Origin of the sequence: Demequina muriae (assembly GCF_030418295.1) — a bacterium.
Lineage (GTDB): Bacteria > Actinomycetota > Actinomycetes > Actinomycetales > Demequinaceae > Demequina > Demequina muriae.
This window is the reverse complement of the sequence record NZ_JAUHQA010000001.1, coordinates 1,477,800-1,498,173: the sequence shown is the minus strand read 5'-3', so window position 1 is coordinate 1,498,173 and position 20,374 is coordinate 1,477,800. Positions and strand designations below refer to the sequence as shown.

The following is a 20,374-nucleotide window of genomic DNA, read 5'->3' as shown; positions in this document are numbered from 1 at the left end:
CTGGTCGCGCCGTCCCGCCAGCCGTAGGCTGAGCCCATGGCGACGCAGAACTCGGGTGAGACCCGGAATCCTTGGCTTCCGGTGCACGACGACGGAGCAGGCCGCGGTGCTGTCGCGCCGTCGAAGCCGGCCATGCCGGCCACCCGTCTCGCGACGCCCCGGCCTGAGCCGATCGACGTCGGCGACGCCGACGTCATCGCCCCCGTCGCGCTGCCGCCGCAGCACGAGATCCTTCCCTCGTCGCCCTCAGCGCCCACCGCTCCGTCGGTGGGCCGTGCGAGCGGCGCAGCGCAGGTCCAGGATCCCTTCAGCGCGCTCGGCGACTCCGCGGTCCGCAGCGCGTCGCTGTCGGCCTCGGGCGCTCCCACCCCGCTCGGAGGTGTGCCCATGGTCACCCCGCTCTCCCGCGAGTCTGGCGCTGCCGAGGGGCCGAGCCGTGACGACACCCCTGCCGCGCAACGTCCCCCCTCGCCGGTGGTGAGTGACGACGCCCCCGCCTATATGCCCCGCGTCAGTGCGGGCTCCGCCGACGAGCCCGAGGACCAGACGAAGGCCGCCGGTGACGGCAGCGACGGCGACCACCCCGCCTCCGCAGCCACGCCGTGGTGGCGCTCCGTGCCCGTCCTCGTCATCGCGGGACTGCTCGTCATGGGTGGCGTGGGCTACGTGCTGTATCTCGCGCTGTGGCCCCAAGAGCAGGTCGAGCTCACCCCTGCGGTGATCGTGGCGCCGCCCGAGGTCGCGGCCCTCGACCCCATCGCGCTCGAGGACCCCACCGACTTCCAGTCCGCGATGCCCGGCCTCGTCGGCCTCTACGCCATGACCGAGCTCGAGGCACCCCCCGTGGCGACGCTCGACCTCCGGGCCCGCGCCGCCGAGGTCGCGCGCCTCACCTACAGCGATCAGCAGACCACGCTCACGGTGCAGGCGATTCAGCACTTCGACGAGGAGGACGCGGTCGCTCAGTTCGAGGCGCTGGCAGCGGACGGCACCGCTCGCGAACCCGTGACTGCGGGCGGAGCCCAGGTGGGCGAGCGCGCCACGGTCCCAGCCGACGGCGGTCAGGCGGTCGTGTGGCGCAACGGCACGGTCGTGTTCGAGGTCACCGGTCCGGCCGATGCGGTCGAGGGCTTCTTCGCGATCTTCCCGCTGTAGCCGCGCCCTCTGTGCGCTGGCGTGAGAGCCGGCCGTCGCATCGGCCGTCCGAGCGATCGGTTAGCCTGACGGAATGAGCGAAGAGACGATGACGTCACCGTCCGAGTCGCCCCGCGTCGCCGTGATCGGCGGCGGCGTCATGGGCGGCACCATCATCACCGCGATCCGGGTGGCGGGCTGGCCCGTCGAAGGGATCGCGGTCGCCGAGAAGGACCGCGATCGCGCCGGTGCGCTCGAAGAGGCGCACGGTATTCACGCGTCCGAGTCGATCGGCGAGGCCGTCGACGGTGCCGAGGTCATCGTCATCGCCGTCAAGCCCCAGGACGCCGACTCCGCGCTCGCGCAGATCGCGCCGGCCTACAAGCCCGGCGCCCTCGTCATCACCGTGGCTGCGGGGCTGCCCACCTCGTTCTACGAGAGCCGGCTGCCCGAGGGCGCACCGGTGGTGCGGTGCATGCCCAACACGCCCGCGATCGTCGCGCGAGGGGCGACGGCCATCGCCGCCGGGTCCCATGCGTCCTCGCAGCACCTGGGGATCGCCGAGTCCATGCTGCGCGCCACCGGACTGGTGGTGACCGTCGCCGAGGAGGACCTCGACGCGGTGACCGCCGTGTCCGGATCCGGACCCGCGTACTTCTACGCCGTGGTCGAGGCGCTCACCGAGGCCGGCGTCGCGCACGGCCTCGACCGCACGCTCGCCACCCAGCTCGCCGCGCAGACGTTCGTGGGCGCCGCTCAGCTGCTGATGGAGTCGGGAGACACCCCGCAGACGCTGCGGCGCCGGGTGAGCTCCCCTGGGGGCACCACGATCGCGGCCCTCGACGCGATGGAGCACGCCGGGCTGCAGGGCGTCGTGTCGGCCGGAGCGAATGCCGCGGCCGCACGCTCCAAGGAGCTCGCCCAGGAGCTGGGCGACTGACCCCTCCCGCGCCGAGCAGCCGGTGCATTGCACAGCCCGCGCGGAGATCAGAGACCGCGCTCCCGTGCCAGCAGCGACCGTTTGATGTCGACGCCCCACGCGAACCCCGTGAGCGCACCGCTCGCGCCTCCCACCCGGTGGCAGGGAATGAACAGCGCGATCGGGTTCGCCCCGCAGGCTCCGCCGACGGCCCGGCTTGCGCCAGGGGACCCGAGCGCCGTGGCGATCGATCCGTACGTGCGTGTCTCCCCTGGCGGAATCGTCGTCAGGGCATCCCAGACTCGTTGGCGGAACACCGTGCCCCGCAGGTCGAGCGGGACCCGTGCGAGCGCCTCGGCGCCTCCCTCGTAGTAGCCGCGCACGGCGGAGGCCGATGCGCACTCTCCCTCGACGGAGCCGGACCGTCCGGCCCGGGCCGCGACCGCATCGGCGCTGTCGCTCCAGCCGGCGGCGACGACGGCCCCGTCGTCCTCCACCACCGTGAAGGGGCCGTCGGGGGTGGCGATGGTGGTGTGGGTGAGCATCAGGTCTCCTTCGAGGTGCCGGAGAGGGCGGCGGCCCTCCACAGGTGGATCATCACGTAGCTGCGCCATGGTCGGTGGCGCTCCGCGTACTCGGCGAGGCCGCGCGGTTCCGAGGGGATCCCGAGCGTCCGGGCCCCGGCTCGCACGGCACTGTCGCCGGTGAGCAGGATGTCGGGGTGGGTCAGGACGCGCAGCGCGACGTAGTGGGAGGTCCACGGGCCGATGCCGGGGATGGCTTCGAGTGCGGACGTGGTCTCCGCGAGGGTGCGACCAGCGTCCAGCACCAGCTCGCCCGAGGCGACGGCGGACATCGCGTCGGAGAGGGCGCGGGTGCGGGTCGCTGGGCCGCGCACGACCTCCGCGGCGTGCGACGCGATCGCGACTGCAGACGGGAAGGCCACCCGCACCTCGTCGGTCGCAAGGGAGGACGGCAGCGGCTCCCCAAGCGCGTCCACCAGGCGCTGCACCGCGGTCCGGGCCGATGTGACGGATACCTGCTGACCGAGGATCGCGCGGGCAAGCATCTCCGTGGGGTCGACGGTCCCCGGAATCCTCGAGCCGGGCGCGGTGGCGACGGCGGAGGCCAGGCGAGGATCCGATGCGAGCGCCGCGTCCACGGCGGCCGGGTCAGCGTCCAGGTCGAACAGGCGTCGCAGCATGGCGAGCAGCTCCGGCAGGTCCGCCAGGTGCGCGAGCGTCGCGGTCACGTGGACGTGGTCCGCGGCAGGTGACGCCGTGAAGCGCGCGGCGCCGGTGGAGAGGCGCACCGCGCGGCTGAACGCCCCGGCCTCCGCGTGCTCGAGGCCGTCGATCGCGCGCGCCGCGAGCCACGCGATGATGTCGGACCCGCGAAAGGGCTCCCGGGCCTGGAGGCGCAGGGTGATGGTGCCGGGAGCGGGGCCATCGGCCGTGCCCTGCGCGTGCTCGGACCGCCGTGCGCGCCCGCGCAGCTGCGACGGGGTCATGGCGAACACCTCGGCCACCGTGTCGTTGAACTGCCGGATGGAGTGGAAGCCAGCGGCGAACGCCACGTCCGAGGCGGGCATCGCCGTCGAGACCAGCAGCTGCCGGGCGGTCTGGGCGCGCTGCGCCCGGGCGAGCGCCAGCGGACCCGCTCCCAGCTGAGAGGTCAGGATGCGGCCGAGCTGACGCTCGGAGTACCCCAGCCGTGTGGCGAGTCCGGCGACGCCGTCGCGATCCACCACCCCGGCGCCGATGAGTCGCATCGCGCGAGCCGCGACGTCCTCGCGCAGGTTCCAGGCGGGGCTGCCCGGCACGGCCTCTGGGAGGCACCGGCGGCACGCCCGGTACCCCGCCACGTGCGCCGCAGCAGACGTCGGGTAGAAGGTGCAGTTGACTGGCTTGGGGGTGCGGGCGGGGCACGAGGGACGGCAGTAGATCCGGGTGGACCGCACCGCCACCACGAACTGCCCGTCGAAGCGAGGGTCGCGTGTGGACACCGCCGAGTAGCAGCGGTCGAAGTCCAAGGCGGTCGCGGTCACCCTCCCAGGGTGCCCTGCCGCGGCGCGCGGCGCTAGCGGGTTTCGGACGCCGCCGTCGCGGCCGGTGATGTCGGCTGTCGGAGGATGGTCCGGAGCCTCTCGGCAGGGGTGCGGCGCAGGTCGCTGAGGTAGATCTCGTGGTGCCGACCCGCAAGGACCAGGCCCGCCGCGGCGATCGCTTCGTGGAGCGTCTCGATCACCGGCCCTTCGTCGGCGAAGGGCCCCACGTGCAGGGTCTGCGCGCACCGGCCCTCGTCGATCAGCTCAACCCGCACCTGGGCGAGGTGCGCGGGAGGGACCTTTGCGCTCACGGACTCGCGCGCGGCATCGACCAGTTCGTTCGGCACCCACTCGGGGATCATGAGCAGCACCGTCGAGCGCCACTGCGACGCATCGCGGGCGGTGGTGAACGACGCCATGTCGTCGGCCCACCACCACGCCTCCAGGGGCGGCACCACGTAGTCCCTGCCGAGGTCCCGCTTCGAGGCGAACTTGAGGGCGTATGCGAACGGATAGAGGGACGCGATCGCCGCGCCGAACGCCTCGGCCTCGGGGCCGCCGTCGGCGTCCATCGCGAGGTATCGCGCCGGAGGCACATCGATGAGATCGATCCGGCCACGCGTGGCCCTGTAGCCCGCGAGCTCCTTCTTCAGATCGACCTTCACCGCAGCGTCAGCCGATCGAGCTCAGGAAGTCCGTGACGTGCTCATGCATCTGGTGCGCAGCCTCGTCGTCGTACTCGTGCCACCCCTCAAAGGCGAAAAGGTGGCCGTCACCGTCGTACACGAAGGTGTCGCACGCACCGTCGGCGATTGCGAGGAAGGCCGCGTTCTCGTCGTCCTCGACCCACGGGTCCCTGGACGCGTAGTGAAGCTGCGCGCGCAGTCCATCCGGCCATGCATCCACCCCGAACCAGGCCGGCGACATCGCGCCGTGCATCACGACGAGGCCCACAGCATCGGGCCTGGTCAGCGCCAGGATCTCTGCGACTGCTCCCCCGAGCGAGAAGCCCGCGTAGACGCGGGGTCCGTCGAGGTCGATGGTCTGCGACAGCACGGCGTGCGTGAAGGCGCCGGGCCCGCCCTCCGCATCGACGAACGCGACCGCGGCGTCCAGGTCATGGAACGTCTCGCCGCCGAACATGTCCGGGGTCACCACGTGATGACCGTCCTCGCGCAGCGAATCCGCCCACTCGCGCACGTGGTGCGTGAGACCGAGCGCTGAGTGGAGGAGGACCACAGTCGTCATGGGACGAGGCTAGCCTCCGCCTGCGACGGCCGCGCGGCGTCGAGAATCAGTCTGGCCAGTCGATGCTGGGAAGCGCCTCGAGCTCCGGCTTGGCGAAGAGATAGCCCTGCATGTAGCGCACGCCCTTGGACCTGAACCAGGAGTACTCCTCGTAGGTCTCGATTCCCTCCGCGACCACGTCGATCTGCAGATTCCGGCAGATGTCGATCACACCGTCGACGATGACCTGACGCACGGGGTCAGCATCGACGCCCCGCAGCAGGCCCATGTCGATCTTGACGACGTCGGGCTGGAAGTCCACGAGCAGCGAGAGGCCCGCGTAGCCGGCCCCGAAGTCGTCGATCGCGGTGATGAACCCTCGGTCGCGGTAATCCCGCAGGATCGTCGTCAGGTGCCCCTTGTCGACCATGTCCTCGGACTCTGTGACCTCGAACACGATGCGCTCAATCGGGAAGTCGAACCGCTCGGCCGCTGCGAGCGTGGCGCGAATGCAGGCCGCCGGCTCGTAGACGGCGTTCGGCAGGAAGTTGATGCTCAGGCGGCATTCGATCCCCAAGCGCGCCGCGAGTTCGATCGCCTTGGTGCGGCAGGCCTGGTCGAACCGGTAGCGGTTGTCGTCGGTGACCCTGTCCAGAATGCTCGCCGCGCCCGCGCCGTCCACGCCGCGCACGAGCGCCTCGTACGCCGCTACCTGTCGCTCCTGGACGTCGACGATGGGTTGGAAGGCCATGGTGAACTCGAAGGGCAAGGGGTCGCCGCTGCGGCACTGCTCGCACTTCAGCAGGTGGTCCCGGACCGGTGTATGCATGCGGACACCGTAACCCCGCGAAGTCGCCCGTCGACTACAGCGCGCTCGGAGACGGCGACGCCGCAAGGGAGACGTCGGCCGGCTCGGTGGCCAGCACCGCGACGAACGGCGAGGCCATGGCCCGCAGCAGCGCGCCGTAGTCGACACCGAATCGCATCTCCGCCCCGGCGGCGACGACGGCGGACGTCTCGAGGACCAGGTGGTCGCTCGAGGCCCCGAGGATGCTCGCGCCCGCCGGTGGGGTCAGCCCGTCCGGATCCGAGTCCTGCCGGCCGAGAGCCACGATGGTCTGGATTCGACGGGCCCGCCCGGCCCGCGCGGAGGGCGCCGAGTGCCTGGCGTGTGCCGCGCGTGCAGCCACGGGCGCGACCTGACCCCACGGTTCCGTGGGCTTCTCGCGCGACTCGATCACCGCACCCACCACCGTGAAGGCATCGGTGCGCAGTCCGTCGATCGGCTGGGCCGTCAGGGGGTCGAGACCCAACAGCAGCGCCTCACCGAGCCGAAGGTCGTTCACTGCTCCAACGGAGCCTCGACCGAGAGCCCACGGCAGATTGGCGGAGTTGCCTCCGCTGACGCGCAGCGCCGGAAGCCCGAGCCGGGTCGCGACGAGCGAGGCGAGCGCGGACAGATCTCGCATCTGCTCCGTGCCCGGGATCACACCGCTCAGGCACGCGAGGTTGGCACCGAGGCCGACGAGCTCCACGCCGGCGAGCGCTGCCACCTGCCGCGCGGTGGTGAGGAGCTCTCCAGGCATCAGGCCCTCGCGCAGGTCACCGAGCTCGACCATGAGCACGACGCCGTGAGACAGGCCGGCCGCCTTCGACGCCTCCGCCAGCGAGCGCACCACGTCGATGTCGCTCACGAGCGACACGTCAGCGGCGAGGATCGCCCGGGCAGCCTGGGCCGGCGCTGGCGAGCGCAACAGGGTCAAGGGCGCGGTGATACCACCGCGCCGGAGTCGTTCGAGGTTCTCGATGCGGGAGTCGGCCAGGCGCGTCACGCCGCCGCGCAGCACCGCCCGAGCGATCTGGGGCGACCCGAGCGTCGCCTTGGTCACTCCTGTCACGGTGATTCCCGTGGGCGCCAGTCGCGCCACCAGCGTCCGGGCGTTGTGCTCGATCGCGGCAAGGTCGACCTCGATGCGCGGCGCGGTCATGTCGCGACCTTCTCGCCCTCCGGCACCAGTGCGGGGTAGGCCTGGAGGACCATGTCGGCCAGGCGGTCGGCACCATCCCAGAGCGGGTCGGCGGCAGGGATGCCCAACTCGAACTCGTACAGGGCTGCCGCTGCGGCCACCTCGGAGTGCTGCATGTTCTCGTGGTTGATCGCGAGGCCGATCACGCGGGTGCGCCCGAAGAGCTCGATGAGCGCCAGTTCGTCCGCGGCTTGAGGCATCGCTACATCCGGATAATCGCTGAGCACGGTGCGACCGGGGGCGTGCTGCAGGATGACCGCCTGGGGCCGGCTGGCACGCAGCACCACGGTCGAACTGAGGTACGCGGGGTGACTGAGCGCACCCTGGCCTTCGACGACGATGACCTGCGGGCGCTCGCCCTCCCACGCTGAGACGACGGCGCCCTCGAGCTCGCCGACGCCGAACTGGGCCGGGATCGCATCCAGTGCGACGCCGTACTTCGCGCCCTGCATGAGGCCCGTCTGCCCGGTGCCGACCATGACGGCGTGCACGCCGGCGGCCTTGAGCGCGGAGGTCAGCAAGGTGGCAGTGGTGCGCTTGCCGATCGCGCCGTCCGTGCCGAGGATCGCGATGCGCAAGCAATCGACGCCGTCGATGGCACCGTCGAACATGCGCAGGTCGCGCGTGGGGCGCGGGCGACGGATGTCATGAAGCGTCACCCCGGCCTTCCGTGCGTGGGCGGAGATCTCGGGGTCGTCCTCGAGGAACTCGTGCAGGCCGGACACGATGTCGAGCCCGGCACCGATGGCCTCGATCACCGCGGCGCGGTCCGCGGGGCTCATGAGCCCCGACAGCGGCGCCAGGCCGAAGATGAACACGTCGGGCATGGGAGACGGGACCGGTGCAGCGAGCGACTCGAGCGAGTCGAGCGGACCAGGCGTGGCGACCGCGAGCGCTGCGGCGAGCGAGTCGACGACGGGGATGCCTGCGGCGACGTCCCCGAGAGCGAGCCCGGCGTCGGCTCCGTCGATCGTGCTGTCGATGACGGCGACGATGCGGTAGCGCTCGCTCGAGCGGACCAGCCCGTTGGCCGTCTTCCCGTCGATCCTGGCGAAGTTGCCTTCGCAGTACACGACGGCCGTGGGGCGCGAGTCTGCGCTCGTGGGCGCAGGCAGGGCGGAGACGGGGGGCGGAACGGGGCGCATGACAGACCTCGAGTCGATGCTCGGAAGGAGGCGCCAGGGACGTTGCGGCCAGGAGGCCGGTGTCAACGAGAGGTCCCCACCAAGAAGGGGGTGAACTCTCAGTCTACGCCGGTTCCCGTCACCTCACTTCTGCCCGCAGCGGACGTCAGCTCGCCTCGACCGACCCCGCCACGTCGCCTCCCGCGAGACTGCCGTCGAGCACGAGTCCGGCGATCGCCTCACCCGCCGCCGTGCCGCCGAGCACCACGTCGTAGCTCGTGCCCGCGACCAGGTCAGGAGTCGATAGCACCAGAGTCTGCGATTCCTTGGCGGAGGTGTACGACGCCAGCACCGACCCGTCCTCGTCGACAACCGTGACGGTCTCGCCTTCCGCCACCGTCTCGCCATACGAGACGCCGATGATGGCCTGAGCTCCTCCAGACGGTGCCATCGCCATCCCCGCCGCTCCGGTCGCGACGAGCGTCCCGCCATCGATCGTGAAGTCGCCGTCGAAGTCGAGTGCACCGTTCATGCTCTCGGTGGGTCCCGCGATCACGACGGTGCCGCCGGTCATGGCGACGGCGCCGTTGACGTCGAGGCCGTCGCCCTCCGCATCGACCGCCCACGTGCCGCCGGAGATCTCCAGGCGCACACCATCCGTGCCCGACGCGGGCTCCGTCGAGTCCTGCGACGCCGTGGTCGGCGCATCAGTCGTCAGCGACGCCGAGACCACCGCGGCGGCCTCCTCGTCCGCGGAGTCATCCGCCGTGGTCGTCGCATCGGACTCCTCGCCCGCACCCGGCCGGGCCCCTCCACCTGAAGCGCCACCACCGGGCTCTCCCGCCCCGCCCATGCCCGCATCGGCGCCCGAGCCCTCCGAGGCGTTGATGCCGTCCGAGGCATTGATGCCGTCCGAGGCATTGATGCCGTCGTCGCTCGAGACGACCGTCCCCGTTCCCCCCGACAGCAGCACGATCGCACCCTCGAAGCCCTCGTAGGACGCCTCCACGTCGACCGTGCCGGACGCGATGCGAAGGATCCCGTCCGCGTGCACCGCGTCGTCACCGGCGTCGATGGCGAGCTCGCCGCCGTCGATGGTGACCTGGGTGACCGCATCGATGGCGTCGGCCGCCGCCGTGATGTCCAGCGACCCGCCGTCGATCCAGATGACTCCCACCGCTTTGTTCGGCTCGTCGTCATCGGCGACGTTGTCCGCCGTCAGTCCGTCGCCGCCAGCCTCGAGCGTGAGGTCGCCGCCTCGGATCACGAGGTGATCCTTGCCGCGAAGCGCGTCGTCCGCCGCGGTGACCTGGACGGTGCCGGCGTCGATGACCAGCGTGTCCTTGGAGGTGATGCCGTCGTTGGCCGCCGCCTCGACCACGAGGGTGCCCGTGCCCGTGACGAACAGGTCCGCGGTCGAGTAGATCGCCGCGTTGGGGGCGTCGTCCTCTGTCGGTTCGGTGGCGCCCTGCGCGTCGGAGACAGCGTTCGTCGATCCTTCCGCGAGCCACAGCACCACCTGATCCGCCGCCGCGACCTCGATCCCGGCGGTGGAGGGCGACGTGATGTCCACTCCGTCGAGGAGGAGGGTGACGTCCTCTCCGTCGGCATCGACGACGACGCGGCCCGCGATGAGCACGCCGCTCAGCCGGTAGACCCCGCCGGCCGTGATGGTGACCACGTCGCCGTCGATGCTGACGCCGTCGCCACCGCTCGAGGCCCCATCTGCGAGCACGACGTCGACAGCGGCGCTGGAGTCGGCGGTGAGATCCGCCTCCTCGATCTCGAGGTCGGCGTAGGTCGCCTCCACCAGGGACGCGACGTCGATCGCTTCCGTGGACTCGACGGCCGATGCGGCGGCGTCGGCCGATGCAGCTGCCTCCTCGGTCGCGGCGGCCGTGGGTTGGTCGGTGGCGACGGCGCTGCACGAGGTCAGCACGAGAGAGCCGGCGGCGAGCGCGGCAAGGACGGAGGGTCGGATGCGCATGAGGGTGCCTTTCTATGCGCCGGCGAGCGCCGGCTGGGGAGCGTCGAGGTGGCGGCGCAGCGTGCGCGCCCAGCGATGGGAAGGGAGGTCGGGACGCAGCGCGGCGAGCGCGGTGCAGTACTTGGAGACGCGGGACGGCCGCACACCGAGCGACCACAGGGCGCGGTCCACGGCGCCGGCACGCGCCGACGCCTTGACTTCGACGATCAGCAGGTCGCCGAAGCCGGCCTCGCGGCCGCGGTTGTCGCGTCCTCGCACGTGCGCATCGACCGTGACCCGCGCATCGGCGGTGAGGAGCGTGACCCGCTCGTAGGACGTGGTGAGCGTCTCCGCGAGCCGCCCCACCGCATCGGCCGTCGCCGGGAAGGACGCCACGAACCGCTGGGCCTCGGCGGGAAGTCGGGGCCCGCCGCCGCGGGACGCGCCCGGGCTCAGCCACTCGCGATGCTTGACCGTCTCGCCGGTGCGAGAGCGGAGCTTGACCTCGACCGCCACGGTGCCCGTATCGACGTACTGGCGGGTGCGCACCTTGTAGCGCAGCGGCCGTCGCCGCGCGGCCATGCGATAGGAATCCAGGTCGGGGGTGTCGTAGTACACGGACTCGTAGCGGAATGTGCGAAGGCCATCGATGTCGAGCACGCGCGGGGCGGCGTCAAGGGACGCGAGCGCCAGAGCCCAGGTCTCGGGGCGCAGCACATACTTGCGGTCGGTCCGGGTCTGCAGGGCGGCGGTGGCATCCAGTTCCTCGAGCGTGACGGGCGCAAGCCGACCGATCACACCTGGCCACGCTCCGGTGGCGGTCATCGGTGCGCACCCGTGGCGATCGGCTCGGACGCGGGTGCCGTGTGTCGCACGGGCGTCACGACCGGCGCTGGCGCCGAGTCCGCTGTGTCCCCGCCGCGAGGCACGCTGAACCGCACGTCGACCAGCGTCGTGTCCGTCACCATGTCCACCCGGCGGATCTGCACCCGATGCACCGGCCCGGCCAGCAGCGCTCTCAGGTGAGCGATCGCATCGGCCTCCCGGGTGAACGCGCGGTCCAGGGTCATGGTCTGCTGACGCGATCGTGAGAACAGCGCCGGGTGGTCGCCGATCGCGATCACCCCGAGCAGCACGGCCATGAGCGTGAAGCTCACCGACGGCGAGATCGACGGGAAGCCGCCCAGCAGGCCCAAGGCGATCGCCGTGAAGTAGTAGGCGATCTCGGCGTGGTCCATCTCCGTCGAGCGCAGCCGGATGATCGACAGCACCGCGAAGATGCCCAGGCCGAACCCGAGCGAGATCTCCGCGTTGGTCATGGCGTACGTGACGCCCATGACGCCCACGTTGATGGACAGCAGCGCGACGATCATGTCGCGGCGGCGGTGGCGGGGAAAGTACAGGCCGAACACCATCGCCCCGATGGCGATGAGGTCGGCGGCGATGAAGGCAGCAATGGGCACGGGTCACCTCTGAGATCGGGCCCGCCCCGGTCATGGCTCCGTGAGAGCCGCCGGGGGTCGAGCGGTGGTGATCTCCATGGCACCGCGCCCACCTGGGAGAACGCTGAGAGCGACAGCACAGCCACCTGTGACTTGGGCTGAGCGGCCTGCCAGGGCGTTCCCAGCAAACTCTGAGCCTCAGGTGTGAGACTGAGGCCATGCCCACACGCTCGATCCTCGTGGTGGACGACGAGGACAACCTCCGCACCATGCTGGTCGCCGCCCTCCGGTACGAGGGCTACACCGTCCACCAGGCCGTCGACGGTGCGGACGGGCTGCGCGCGGTCAAGGAGCACCGGCCCGACCTCATCGTGCTGGACGTGATGATGCCGCACGTGGACGGCTTCGCCATGTGCCGCCGGCTGCGCGAGTCCGGCGACCGCACCCCGATCATCTTCCTGACGGCGCGCGACAGCGCAGCCGACAAAGTCGAGGGACTCACGATCGGCGCCGACGACTACCTCGACAAGCCGTTCAATCTGGACGAGCTGGTGGCGCGCGTGGAGGCGGTGTCGCGCCGGGTGGAGCGCTCCCCGGGCGCCTCCGAGGTGTACGTCGTCGCAGACCTGACTCTCGACGACGTCGCCCATCGGGTGACGCGCGGCGGCGTGGAGACCTCGCTGTCCCCCACCGAGTACCGGCTGCTCCGCCACCTCATGCGACACGTGGGCCGGGTGCTGTCCCGCGGGCAGCTGCTCGAAGGCGTGTGGGGCTATTCACCCGATGACGATCCGGGCGTGGTGGAGACGTACATCGGCTACCTGCGTCGCAAGGTCGACCAGGTCGAGCCCCACCTCATCCACACGGTGCGCGGCGCCGGCTACACCCTGAGGGCGCCATGAGCGCCGCCGTGGCTCCGTCCTCGACGAGGGCGCGGCTGTCGCTGCGCGACCGCGTGCTGGTGGGGTTCGCCGCGATCGCCGCCATCGCGATCGCCATCGCCGTCGCGGTCACCGCGACCACTCACCAGTACCAGATGGCACAGCTCGACGAGCGACTGGAGTCATTCGCGGGGCCGTTCGTGGTCGACCAGCCGATGCAGCGCCTGCCGCGCAGCCCCAGCGACGATCTGTCCCGCCCGTCGGACGCGCTGCGCGGCTTCCTCGCAGCGGACGGGGAGCTGCACGTGGTGCTCGCGCCCACCGTCGACGACGCGGGCGATGCGGTGCCGGTGGTCGACGTGGACCAGCTGTCACCGACCTTCGCCGCTGTCGTGACGGCGCCGTCGTCCGACGGCTCCGGCGATTTTCGCGTGCTCGCGCGGCCCGCCGGCAACGGGTGGGACGTGACGGCCCTGTCGATGGACTCCGTGCAGAGCGCGTCTCAGCGGCTCATCGCCATCGAGACCGCCGGGATCGCGCTGATGCTCGGCGGTCTGGGTCTGGTCGCCTGGTGGATGATCCGCATGGGCATCACGCCGATGCGGCGCATGATCGACGCCTCCTCCCGCATCGCGGCAGGGGACCTCGACGTACGCCTGGAGGGGGCCGGGCGCGGCAGCGAGACCGCAGAGCTGGCGGGCTCGCTCAACGCGATGATCGCCACGTTGACCGACTCGCTGCGCGAGCGAGAGCGCTCGGAGACGAGGCTGCGAGAGTTCGTCGCGGACGCCTCTCACGAACTGCGCACGCCCCTCACCACCGTCCTGGGCTACTCGGAGCTGCATCGCCGCGGCGCCCTCCCGCGGAAGGCCGACCAGACCGACGCGTGGGCGCGCACCGAGGCGGAGGCCGGCCGGATGCGGCGGCTGGTGGACGACATGCTCGAGCTGGCGAAGTACGACGCCGAGCCGCAGCTCGCGCAGGCGCCCATCGCGCTCGCGCAGCTCGCGCGGGACGTCGTGGCCGACGCCTCGGCCGCCTTTCCGGACTCCACGTTCAGCGCGGCCGGCGATGAGCTCACCGTGACCGGGGACGCGGATCGACTGCGACAGGCGCTGCTCAACGTGATCTCGAATGCCGCCCTTCACGGCGGCGCGACGGTCGCGGTGGCCGTGGAGCGTGACGGCGGCCGTGCACGCGTCTCCGTCATGGACGACGGCCCGGGCATGGCGCCCGAGATCGCGGCGCGTGCCACGGAGCGGTTCGTGAGGGGCGACTCGTCCCGGCAGCGGGCGACCGGCGGGGCGGGGCTCGGGCTCGCCATCACGGCAGCGATCGTCCAGGCGCACGGGGGAGATTTGGACGTCGAATCGACCGAGGGCGAGGGCACACGAGTGACCATCGCTCTGCCGCTCGCCGCCGGTCCGCCTGCCACCCCCCGTCCCGATGTGCCACAGTGAGCCCGTGACTCGACCCAATGATCAAGCCCGTCTCGCCGTCCTGATCGACGCTGACAACGCCCACGCCAAGTACGTGGAGGCGCTGTTCGTCGAGATCGCGAAGTACGGCACCGCGAGCGTGCGCAGGGCATACGGCGACTGGACCACGAACCAGTTGAAGTCCTGGAAGGACAGCCTGCTGGACCACTCCGTCCAGCCGGTCCAGCAGTTCAGCTACACGCAGGGCAAGAACTCGACCGACAGCGCGCTGATCATCGATGCCATGGACCTGCTGCACGGCGGCACCGTGGACGGGTTCTGCCTGGTGTCGAGCGACAGCGACTTCACGCGTCTCGCCGCGCGCATCCGCGAACAGGGCTTCGAGGCGTACGGCTTCGGCGAACGCAAGACGCCCAAGCCCTTCGTGGCGGCGTGCAACACGTTCGTCTACGTCGAGAACCTGATCGCCTCGGAGACCCCGCTGTCGCCGACCGACAAAGCCGACTGGAAGCACGACGACCGACTCGATGCGCTGCTCAAGGAGGCCGTGACGACGGCCGCGCGCGACGACGACTGGGCGCACCTGGGCGAGGTGGGCAGCAACCTCTCACGCCTGGCGTCCGACTTCGACTCGCGCACCTGGGGCTTCTCGAAGCTCAAGGACCTGATGAGTGCCCATCCCGCCTACGAGATCAATCCGCAGGCCACCGGCGAGGGCAGGCAGAAGACGGTCATGGTGCGACTCAAGGCGCCCAAGAAGACGCGCTAACGCTGACCGTCGGGCTGCCCCATCGGGCGGGGGCGCCCGCCTCCGCTACGACACCTGCCGCAGCCAGCGGGCGGCGTACCGACCCAGCGTCAGCGTGAGAGTGCCGTCCGCGGCCACCTCGACCGGCTCCGCCACTCCCGCACCCGACGCAAGCTGGTCGCGCACCCTCGTGCCGGGTTCCAGCCCCGTCGTCAACGTGACCTCGAGGGGCGCCTCGCCGAGGTGGTGGACAGCGATCACGGACTCGCCGTCCAGCTCCGCCCGATGCGCGAGCACCGAGGGCGCGTCGCTCTCGAGCCATTCGACGTCGCCCCAGCCGAAGTGAGGCATCTCCCGGCGGAGGTCGGCGAGGCGCGACATGGCGGTGAGGAGCGAGTCCGGGTCCCCGCGCTGAGCCTCGACGCTGATGTGGTCGGGACCGAACGGCCGCGCCGGCATCGGCCTGCGCATCTGGTCGACGTCCGCAGTGGTGAACCCGCCCGTGGGCCCCGGCTCCCACTGCATGGGAGTCCGCACCGAGGAGCGGCCGGGGACGTCGAGGTTCTCGACCATGCCGATCTCCTCGCCGTAGAACAGGACCGGGGTGCCCGGGAGGGAGAACAGCAGCGAGTACACCATCCGAATGCGGTCCTGGTCACCGCCGAACATGCTCGGCAGCCGGCGTCGCAGTCCTCGTCCGAAGACCTGCATGTCGGGCTCGGGGCCGAACGCGGCGAACACCTCGTCACGCTGCTCGGGGGACAGCTGGTCGAGTGTCAGCTCGTCGTGGTTGCGCACGAACGTCGCCCATCGGGTGTCGCGCGGTGCGAGCGGTCGGGACACCATCGCGTCTCGCAGCGGCCCGGCGTCCCGGCGTGCCAGCGCAAGGTACATCGCCTGCATGCCGGGGAAGTCGAACGAGAGGTCCAGCTCGTCCCCGCCGTCGCCGAAGAACCGCATCAGCTCGTCATAGGGGACGTTCACCTCGCCGAGCATGATCGCGTCTCCCGAGCGCCGTGTCATGAACGAGGACAGCGCTCGCATGTACGAGTGCGGGTCGGTCTCCACGTCGGCGCCCTGGGTGTGACCCGTCGTCAGCAGGTACGGCACCGCGTCGACGCGGAAGCCTGACAGCCCCAGCTCCATCCAGAACCCCATGACGCGGGCGATCTCGTCGCGCACGTCCGGATTGGAGATGTTGAGGTCGGGCTGGTGACGGTAGAAGTGATGCAGGTAGTACTGACCCGTCGCCTCGTCGCGCCGCCACAGGCTGTCCTCCTCGTCAGGGAAGATCACGGCCTGCGGCGCGCCCTCCGGCGGCTCGTCCCGCCACACGTACCAGTCGCGCTTGGGGTTATCGAGTGAAGACCGCGACTCCTGGAACCACGGGTGCTGATCCGAGGTGTGGTTGACCACCAGGTCCGCGATCACCCTGATGCCGTGGTGGCGCGCGGTGCGCATCATCTCGACGAAGTCGCCGAGAGTGCCGAGCCGCGGGTCCACCGAGTAGTAGTCGGCCACGTCGTAGCCGTCGTCACGGTTGGGCGATGGGTAGAAGGGCATCAGCCACAGGCACGTGACGCCGAGCCTCGCCAGGTGATCGATGCGGGAGGTCAGCCCCCGGAAGTCGCCGATGCCATCCCCGTTGGAGTCCTGGAACGTCTCGACGTCGAGGCAGTAGACCGTGGCGTTGCGCCACCACACATCAGCTTGATTGGCGGGTCTCATGGCTGGGCAACGGGTCGGGGGCTCTCCTTATGCCCCGGGGGTCACGGTGATGACACGCGCGGTCTTCCTACCCGACGCACGACGAGCGCATTCCGTGTACAGAACCTTCCTACAGGAGGGTGTCGAGGAAGGTGCCGTCGAGCTGCCACTCGCGGGTGGGCGCCAGCGCGGCGACGAAGTCGGCGTCATGACTGACCACCACCAGCGCCCCCTGATACCCCGCGAGCGCATCCACCAGATGGGTCCGCGACGCGAAGTCGAGGTTGTTGGTCGGTTCATCGAGCAGCAGCAGCTGCGGTGCCGGGCGTGCCAGCAGCACCGCCGCCAGCGTGGCCCGCAGTCGTTCGCCACCCGACAGGGTCGCGGCGAGCGCGTCCCCGGCATCGCCACGGAAGAGGAACCGTGCGAGACCGGCGCGGACGTCGTGCGGCGTCGCGCCGTGCGCCCGTGCGCGGACGTTCTCCACGACGGTCAGGCCGGGGTCGAGCAGGTCCAGTCGCTGTGGCAGGTAGCCGGCCGGCACGTGCACCGTCGCCTCACCCGCGCGAGGCGCGATCTCGCCGAGCAGCGTCCGCAGCAGTGTGGTCTTGCCGCTCCCGTTCGCGCCCGCGAGCACGATGCGCTCCGCACCCTGGATGGTGGCGGACACGGTCACTCCCGTGGCGAGCACGCAGTCGTCGAGTCGCGCGACGTCTCGTCGCGCGGGCACGGTCGTCTCTGGGAGGTCGACGTGGATCTCTCGGTCGCGATCAGCCGCATCCTGGGCGCCGTCGAGCCTCGCGCGGGCGTCGTCGAGCCGCTGCTCGTGCACGGCGGACACGCGCGCCTCCGTCGTCTGCGCCTTGCGCTTGAGGCCGCCCGCGATGATCTTCGGCAGGTTCGCCTCCTTCGCCTTCCTCGCACCCACCCGCTGGCGCTTGGCCGAGCCCTCCACATGCGCGCGGAGCTCCCGTTGCTGGCGTGCGACATCCGCGCGCGCACTGCGCACGGCCTGATCAGCAGTCGCACGCTCAGCATCGATCGCCTCCTCATACGCACGGAGGTCTCCTCCGAACCACCGCAGCCGTCCCCGTCGGAGTTCGCCGATGGCGGTCACCCGTGCGAGCAGTTCCCGATCGTGACTCGCCACCAGGGTGGGCTCGCGGCGGCTCGTCAGCGCCTCAAGCACCTGCGCCGAGGCCGTCGCGTCCAGGTTGTTGGTCGGCTCATCCAACAGCAGGACGTCCGGTCGGCGGTGCAGCGCGGAGGCCAGCGCCAGGCGCGTGATCTCCCCTCCGGACAGCTCCCCCACGCGACGGTCGAGCGTGTCTGGGGGAAGGCCGAGCAGGGCGAGGGTGCCCGATGCGCGCTCCTCAGCGTCCCAGTCGTCGCCGACGGCGTCGTAGTGGGCGGGGTCGACTGAGCCTGACTCGATCGCGCGTAGTGCGGCGCGCACGTGTGCCAGCCCCATCACCGCATCGGCCCTGCCCTCGCTGTCGAGGGCGACGTCTTGAGGGACATGCACCACGGTCGGGGGACGGAGCACCGTGCCCGATGCGGGGGCGAGCTCTCCAGAGAGCAGCCGCATCAGGGTGGACTTGCCGGCGCCATTGGCGCCGACCACGCCGGTGAGGCCGCCGGTGAGCGCACCGGTCGCATCGGCGATCGCAGGTGAGCCGTCGGGCCACAGGAATGTGAGGTGAGAGAAGGACAGGGAAGACACAGGGTTCTCGCAATACGTCTGGGGTGCGTGCGGGCGCGTGACCAGAACTTAAGCGTCTGGCGAACCTAGATCTTCATGTCGAGCAAGTCTCCCGGGCTGGAATCGATGGCCAAGGAGATCATACGCGCCGATCTATACTCCCCGCATGTCACTCCGTGCACCCCTCGCTCTTGTCGGCGCGCTCCTCGCCGGCGTCGTCATCTCCTTCGGACAGACCTTCTCACCCGAGGTGCTCGCACCGCTCTTCAACTCCGCCGCTCCGGTCGTCGCGCTCGCCGCCGCCGTGTCGATGGCAACTCGTTCGGTGTGGGCGCGGATGGCGACGGGAGCCGCAGCCGGTCCGATGGCGATGGTCGGGTACTACGCCACCTCCGCGCTGAGGGGCTACGGCGTGAGCACCTCGATGGTGCTGATGTGGTGCACGGCTGGCGTGATCGCCGGGGCCGCGATGGGTTATGCGCTGTGGACTCTGCGCCACTCGCACTCGTGGACGCTGCGCGCGGTCGCGGCGGCGGTGTTTCCTGGAGTGGCGATCGGGGAGGCGGCGCACGGGCTCCTCAGGGTCGCAGACACCACGCCCGTCGCCTACTGGTGGTCAGCCGTTGTCGTCGGGGTCGGCGTGCTGGTGTGGCTCGCCATCACCCGACTCCGCAACGCGCCCGGCATACTCCTGGCCTGCGCGACCACGGCGGTCTTCGCCGGTGCACTGTTCTACATCTACGGCGCCATGTGAGCCGAAGCGGAAAGCGGGAAGCGGGGGTCAGGCGAGCTTCGCCTTGACGTACGCGACGATCGCGTTCGCGTGACCGTGCCCCAGCCCGTGGTCCGACTTGAGCCATTCGACCACCTCCATGTGCCGGTGATCGTCGAGCCGATCCGCAGCGAGGTCGAGCCAGTCCTGGACGGGCCGTCCGTACGTCCGCTCGATCGACGGGAAGTAGGAGGCGGGACCCTTGACCCTGACGCCAGGGTCCACCTCGGGGGCCACGACCCGGTGCGGGTGTGCCTCGCTCATACGAACACCTCGTCCTCGAGCCGGGCGTAGCTGGTCTCCATGCCGTCCACCATGCCCGTGCCGAGCACCATGTCCCGGACCTCGGCGTTCGGGTAGGTGATCACGACCGTGAGCAGGGTGCCGCCATCGACGGGGATGAGCGTCAGCTCGTTGATGTTGGACTCGCCCTCCATCCCGATCATGGACTCGGTGGTGACTTCGCGGAACGGGGCCTCGGCCTCGAGCAGCTCGCCCGTGAAGCCGAACCTGTTCTCCCCGTTCTCGTCCTCCCACTCGTTGCGGTACGTGTCGCCCACGTTCTGAGCGATCTCGCAGACCGGCATGGTCCAGCCGTCGGGGCCCAGCAGCCAGCGCTTCATGAGGTCGGGGTCGTGGTGGGCCCGCCAGATCTGCTCCGGGGTGCCCCGGATCACACGGGACACCCGCACCTGGGTGTCGGAGAGGATCTGCGCCTCCGCCGACCGGCCGGCGGCGAAGGACTCGAGGTCCGCCAGCACGTCATCGATCTGGCCCATTGCGGACGTCATGCCCTCCTCCATGCCCATCCCGATCAACTGCTCGAGCTGGTCGAGAGAGCCGAAGTGCGTGGTGGTGACCAGCCGGGAGCCACCGTCGGTGTCCTCGAACTGGAACGTCATGCGCATCGACGGCATCTCGGTGTTCTCGTTGCCGGAGTCGTCCGCGAAGCCGTCTCGGACCTCGAAGGAGTGGCCGGGGTCGACCGCCAGGAACTCCCAGAAGCCTCCCGAGCTCTCCCCGTCCGGGCCGGTCATCACGTAGTTGCTGCGCCCGCCGGGGAAGACGTCGTGGCGGGTGAAGGTCGCGGGCCACCCGACCGGACCCCAGAACTTCTCGATCTGGCGGGGGTCGGTGTAGGCCTCCCAGAGGCGCTGGCGGCTGGCGGCGAAATCGGCGATCACCGTCATGGTGAGCGCGTCGAGGTCCTTGTCGACTGAGGTGATGGGCATGGCGGGG

20 protein-coding genes are annotated in these 20,374 nt (G+C 70.7%); 6 read left to right on the top strand and 14 right to left on the bottom strand.

Annotated elements, in window-relative coordinates; all coding sequences use genetic code 11:
• Positions 1–36: 36 nt before the first annotated feature.
• Both QQX02_RS06990 and proC read left to right on the top strand, forming a co-directional pair.
• Positions 37–1,155 (top strand): hypothetical protein, encoded by a 1,119-nt coding sequence (locus QQX02_RS06990; protein ID WP_301142116.1) that lies wholly within the window; start codon positions 37–39, stop codon positions 1,153–1,155.
• A 73-nt stretch (positions 1,156–1,228) separates the two neighbouring features.
• Positions 1,229–2,074: a pyrroline-5-carboxylate reductase gene (proC, locus tag QQX02_RS06985; RefSeq protein ID WP_301142115.1), complete on the top strand. Its 846-nt coding sequence runs from the start codon at positions 1,229–1,231 to the stop codon at positions 2,072–2,074.
• Between the two features lie 47 nt (positions 2,075–2,121).
• Here proC and QQX02_RS06980 read toward each other — a convergent pair whose 3' ends face one another.
• The 10 genes from QQX02_RS06980 to QQX02_RS06935 all read right to left on the bottom strand — a co-directional run bounded on the left by QQX02_RS06980 (position 2,122) and on the right by QQX02_RS06935 (position 11,907).
• Complete coding sequence (locus QQX02_RS06980) at positions 2,122–2,598, bottom strand: methylated-DNA--[protein]-cysteine S-methyltransferase (RefSeq protein WP_301142114.1); 477 nt, start codon at positions 2,596–2,598, stop codon at positions 2,122–2,124.
• Positions 2,598–4,100, bottom strand: coding sequence for a DNA-3-methyladenine glycosylase 2 family protein (locus tag QQX02_RS06975; RefSeq protein ID WP_301142113.1), 1,503 nt, complete (start codon positions 4,098–4,100; stop codon positions 2,598–2,600). The genes QQX02_RS06980 and QQX02_RS06975 overlap by 1 nt, the downstream gene beginning before the upstream one ends.
• A 32-nt stretch (positions 4,101–4,132) precedes the next feature.
• Positions 4,133–4,765, bottom strand: coding sequence for a GyrI-like domain-containing protein (locus QQX02_RS06970; RefSeq protein WP_301142112.1), 633 nt, complete (start codon positions 4,763–4,765; stop codon positions 4,133–4,135).
• A 7-nt stretch (positions 4,766–4,772) separates the two neighbouring features.
• On the bottom strand, positions 4,773–5,348 hold the full coding sequence (locus QQX02_RS06965; protein WP_301142110.1) for a dienelactone hydrolase family protein: 576 nt from the start codon (positions 5,346–5,348) through the stop codon (positions 4,773–4,775).
• Positions 5,349–5,394: 46 nt separating this feature from the next.
• Positions 5,395–6,156: an EAL domain-containing protein gene (locus tag QQX02_RS06960; RefSeq protein WP_301142109.1), complete on the bottom strand. Its 762-nt coding sequence runs from the start codon at positions 6,154–6,156 to the stop codon at positions 5,395–5,397.
• A 34-nt stretch (positions 6,157–6,190) separates the two neighbouring features.
• Entirely contained in the window at positions 6,191–7,315 is a 1,125-nt protein-coding gene (locus tag QQX02_RS06955) for an alanine/ornithine racemase family PLP-dependent enzyme (protein WP_301142108.1), read from the bottom strand.
• Complete coding sequence (locus QQX02_RS06950) at positions 7,312–8,499, bottom strand: N-acetyltransferase DgcN family protein (RefSeq protein WP_301142107.1); 1,188 nt, start codon at positions 8,497–8,499, stop codon at positions 7,312–7,314. Before QQX02_RS06950 ends, QQX02_RS06955 begins: the two co-directional genes overlap by 4 nt.
• A gap of 145 nt (positions 8,500–8,644) precedes the next feature.
• Positions 8,645–10,465, bottom strand: a complete 1,821-nt coding sequence (locus QQX02_RS06945) for a carbohydrate-binding domain-containing protein (protein WP_301142106.1) — start codon at positions 10,463–10,465, stop codon at positions 8,645–8,647.
• 12 nt (positions 10,466–10,477) lie between these two features.
• Positions 10,478–11,269: a polyphosphate polymerase domain-containing protein gene (locus QQX02_RS06940; protein WP_301142105.1), complete on the bottom strand. Its 792-nt coding sequence runs from the start codon at positions 11,267–11,269 to the stop codon at positions 10,478–10,480.
• Positions 11,266–11,907: a DUF4956 domain-containing protein gene (locus tag QQX02_RS06935; RefSeq protein WP_301142103.1), complete on the bottom strand. Its 642-nt coding sequence runs from the start codon at positions 11,905–11,907 to the stop codon at positions 11,266–11,268. Before QQX02_RS06935 ends, QQX02_RS06940 begins: the two co-directional genes overlap by 4 nt.
• A 197-nt stretch (positions 11,908–12,104) precedes the next feature.
• Here QQX02_RS06935 and QQX02_RS06930 point away from each other — a divergent pair, with 197 nt between their 5' ends.
• From QQX02_RS06930 to QQX02_RS06920, 3 genes are read left to right on the top strand one after another with little or no spacing between them, the layout of a single operon-like run.
• On the top strand, positions 12,105–12,788 hold the full coding sequence (locus QQX02_RS06930; RefSeq protein WP_301142101.1) for a response regulator transcription factor: 684 nt from the start codon (positions 12,105–12,107) through the stop codon (positions 12,786–12,788).
• Positions 12,785–14,227, top strand: a complete 1,443-nt coding sequence (locus QQX02_RS06925; RefSeq protein ID WP_301142099.1) for a sensor histidine kinase — start codon at positions 12,785–12,787, stop codon at positions 14,225–14,227. Before QQX02_RS06930 ends, QQX02_RS06925 begins: the two co-directional genes overlap by 4 nt.
• A 4-nt stretch (positions 14,228–14,231) precedes the next feature.
• On the top strand, positions 14,232–14,975 hold the full coding sequence (locus tag QQX02_RS06920; RefSeq protein WP_301142097.1) for an NYN domain-containing protein: 744 nt from the start codon (positions 14,232–14,234) through the stop codon (positions 14,973–14,975).
• A 45-nt stretch (positions 14,976–15,020) separates the two neighbouring features.
• Here the strand turns inward: QQX02_RS06920 and QQX02_RS06915 are convergent, their stop codons facing one another.
• Both QQX02_RS06915 and QQX02_RS06910 read right to left on the bottom strand, forming a co-directional pair.
• Positions 15,021–16,658, bottom strand: a complete 1,638-nt coding sequence (locus QQX02_RS06915) for an alpha-amylase family protein (RefSeq protein ID WP_367304230.1) — start codon at positions 16,656–16,658, stop codon at positions 15,021–15,023.
• Positions 16,659–16,791: 133 nt separating this feature from the next.
• On the bottom strand, positions 16,792–18,384 hold the full coding sequence (locus QQX02_RS06910) for an ABC-F family ATP-binding cassette domain-containing protein (RefSeq protein ID WP_301142095.1): 1,593 nt from the start codon (positions 18,382–18,384) through the stop codon (positions 16,792–16,794).
• 145 nt (positions 18,385–18,529) lie between these two features.
• Between QQX02_RS06910 and QQX02_RS06905 the strand changes: the two genes are divergently transcribed.
• Positions 18,530–19,117 (top strand): DUF6518 family protein, encoded by a 588-nt coding sequence (locus QQX02_RS06905; RefSeq protein WP_301142094.1) that lies wholly within the window; start codon positions 18,530–18,532, stop codon positions 19,115–19,117.
• A gap of 27 nt (positions 19,118–19,144) precedes the next feature.
• On the opposite strand, the gene QQX02_RS06900 is transcribed toward QQX02_RS06905, so the two are convergent.
• Positions 19,145–19,399 carry a DUF4287 domain-containing protein gene (locus QQX02_RS06900; RefSeq protein WP_301142093.1) on the bottom strand — a complete coding sequence of 85 codons (255 nt, stop codon included), beginning with the start codon at positions 19,397–19,399 and terminating at the stop codon, positions 19,145–19,147.
• Positions 19,396–20,367 carry an SRPBCC family protein gene (locus QQX02_RS06895; protein WP_301142092.1) on the bottom strand — a complete coding sequence of 324 codons (972 nt, stop codon included), beginning with the start codon at positions 20,365–20,367 and terminating at the stop codon, positions 19,396–19,398. Before QQX02_RS06895 ends, QQX02_RS06900 begins: the two co-directional genes overlap by 4 nt.
• Between the last annotated feature and the right edge of the window lie 7 nt (positions 20,368–20,374).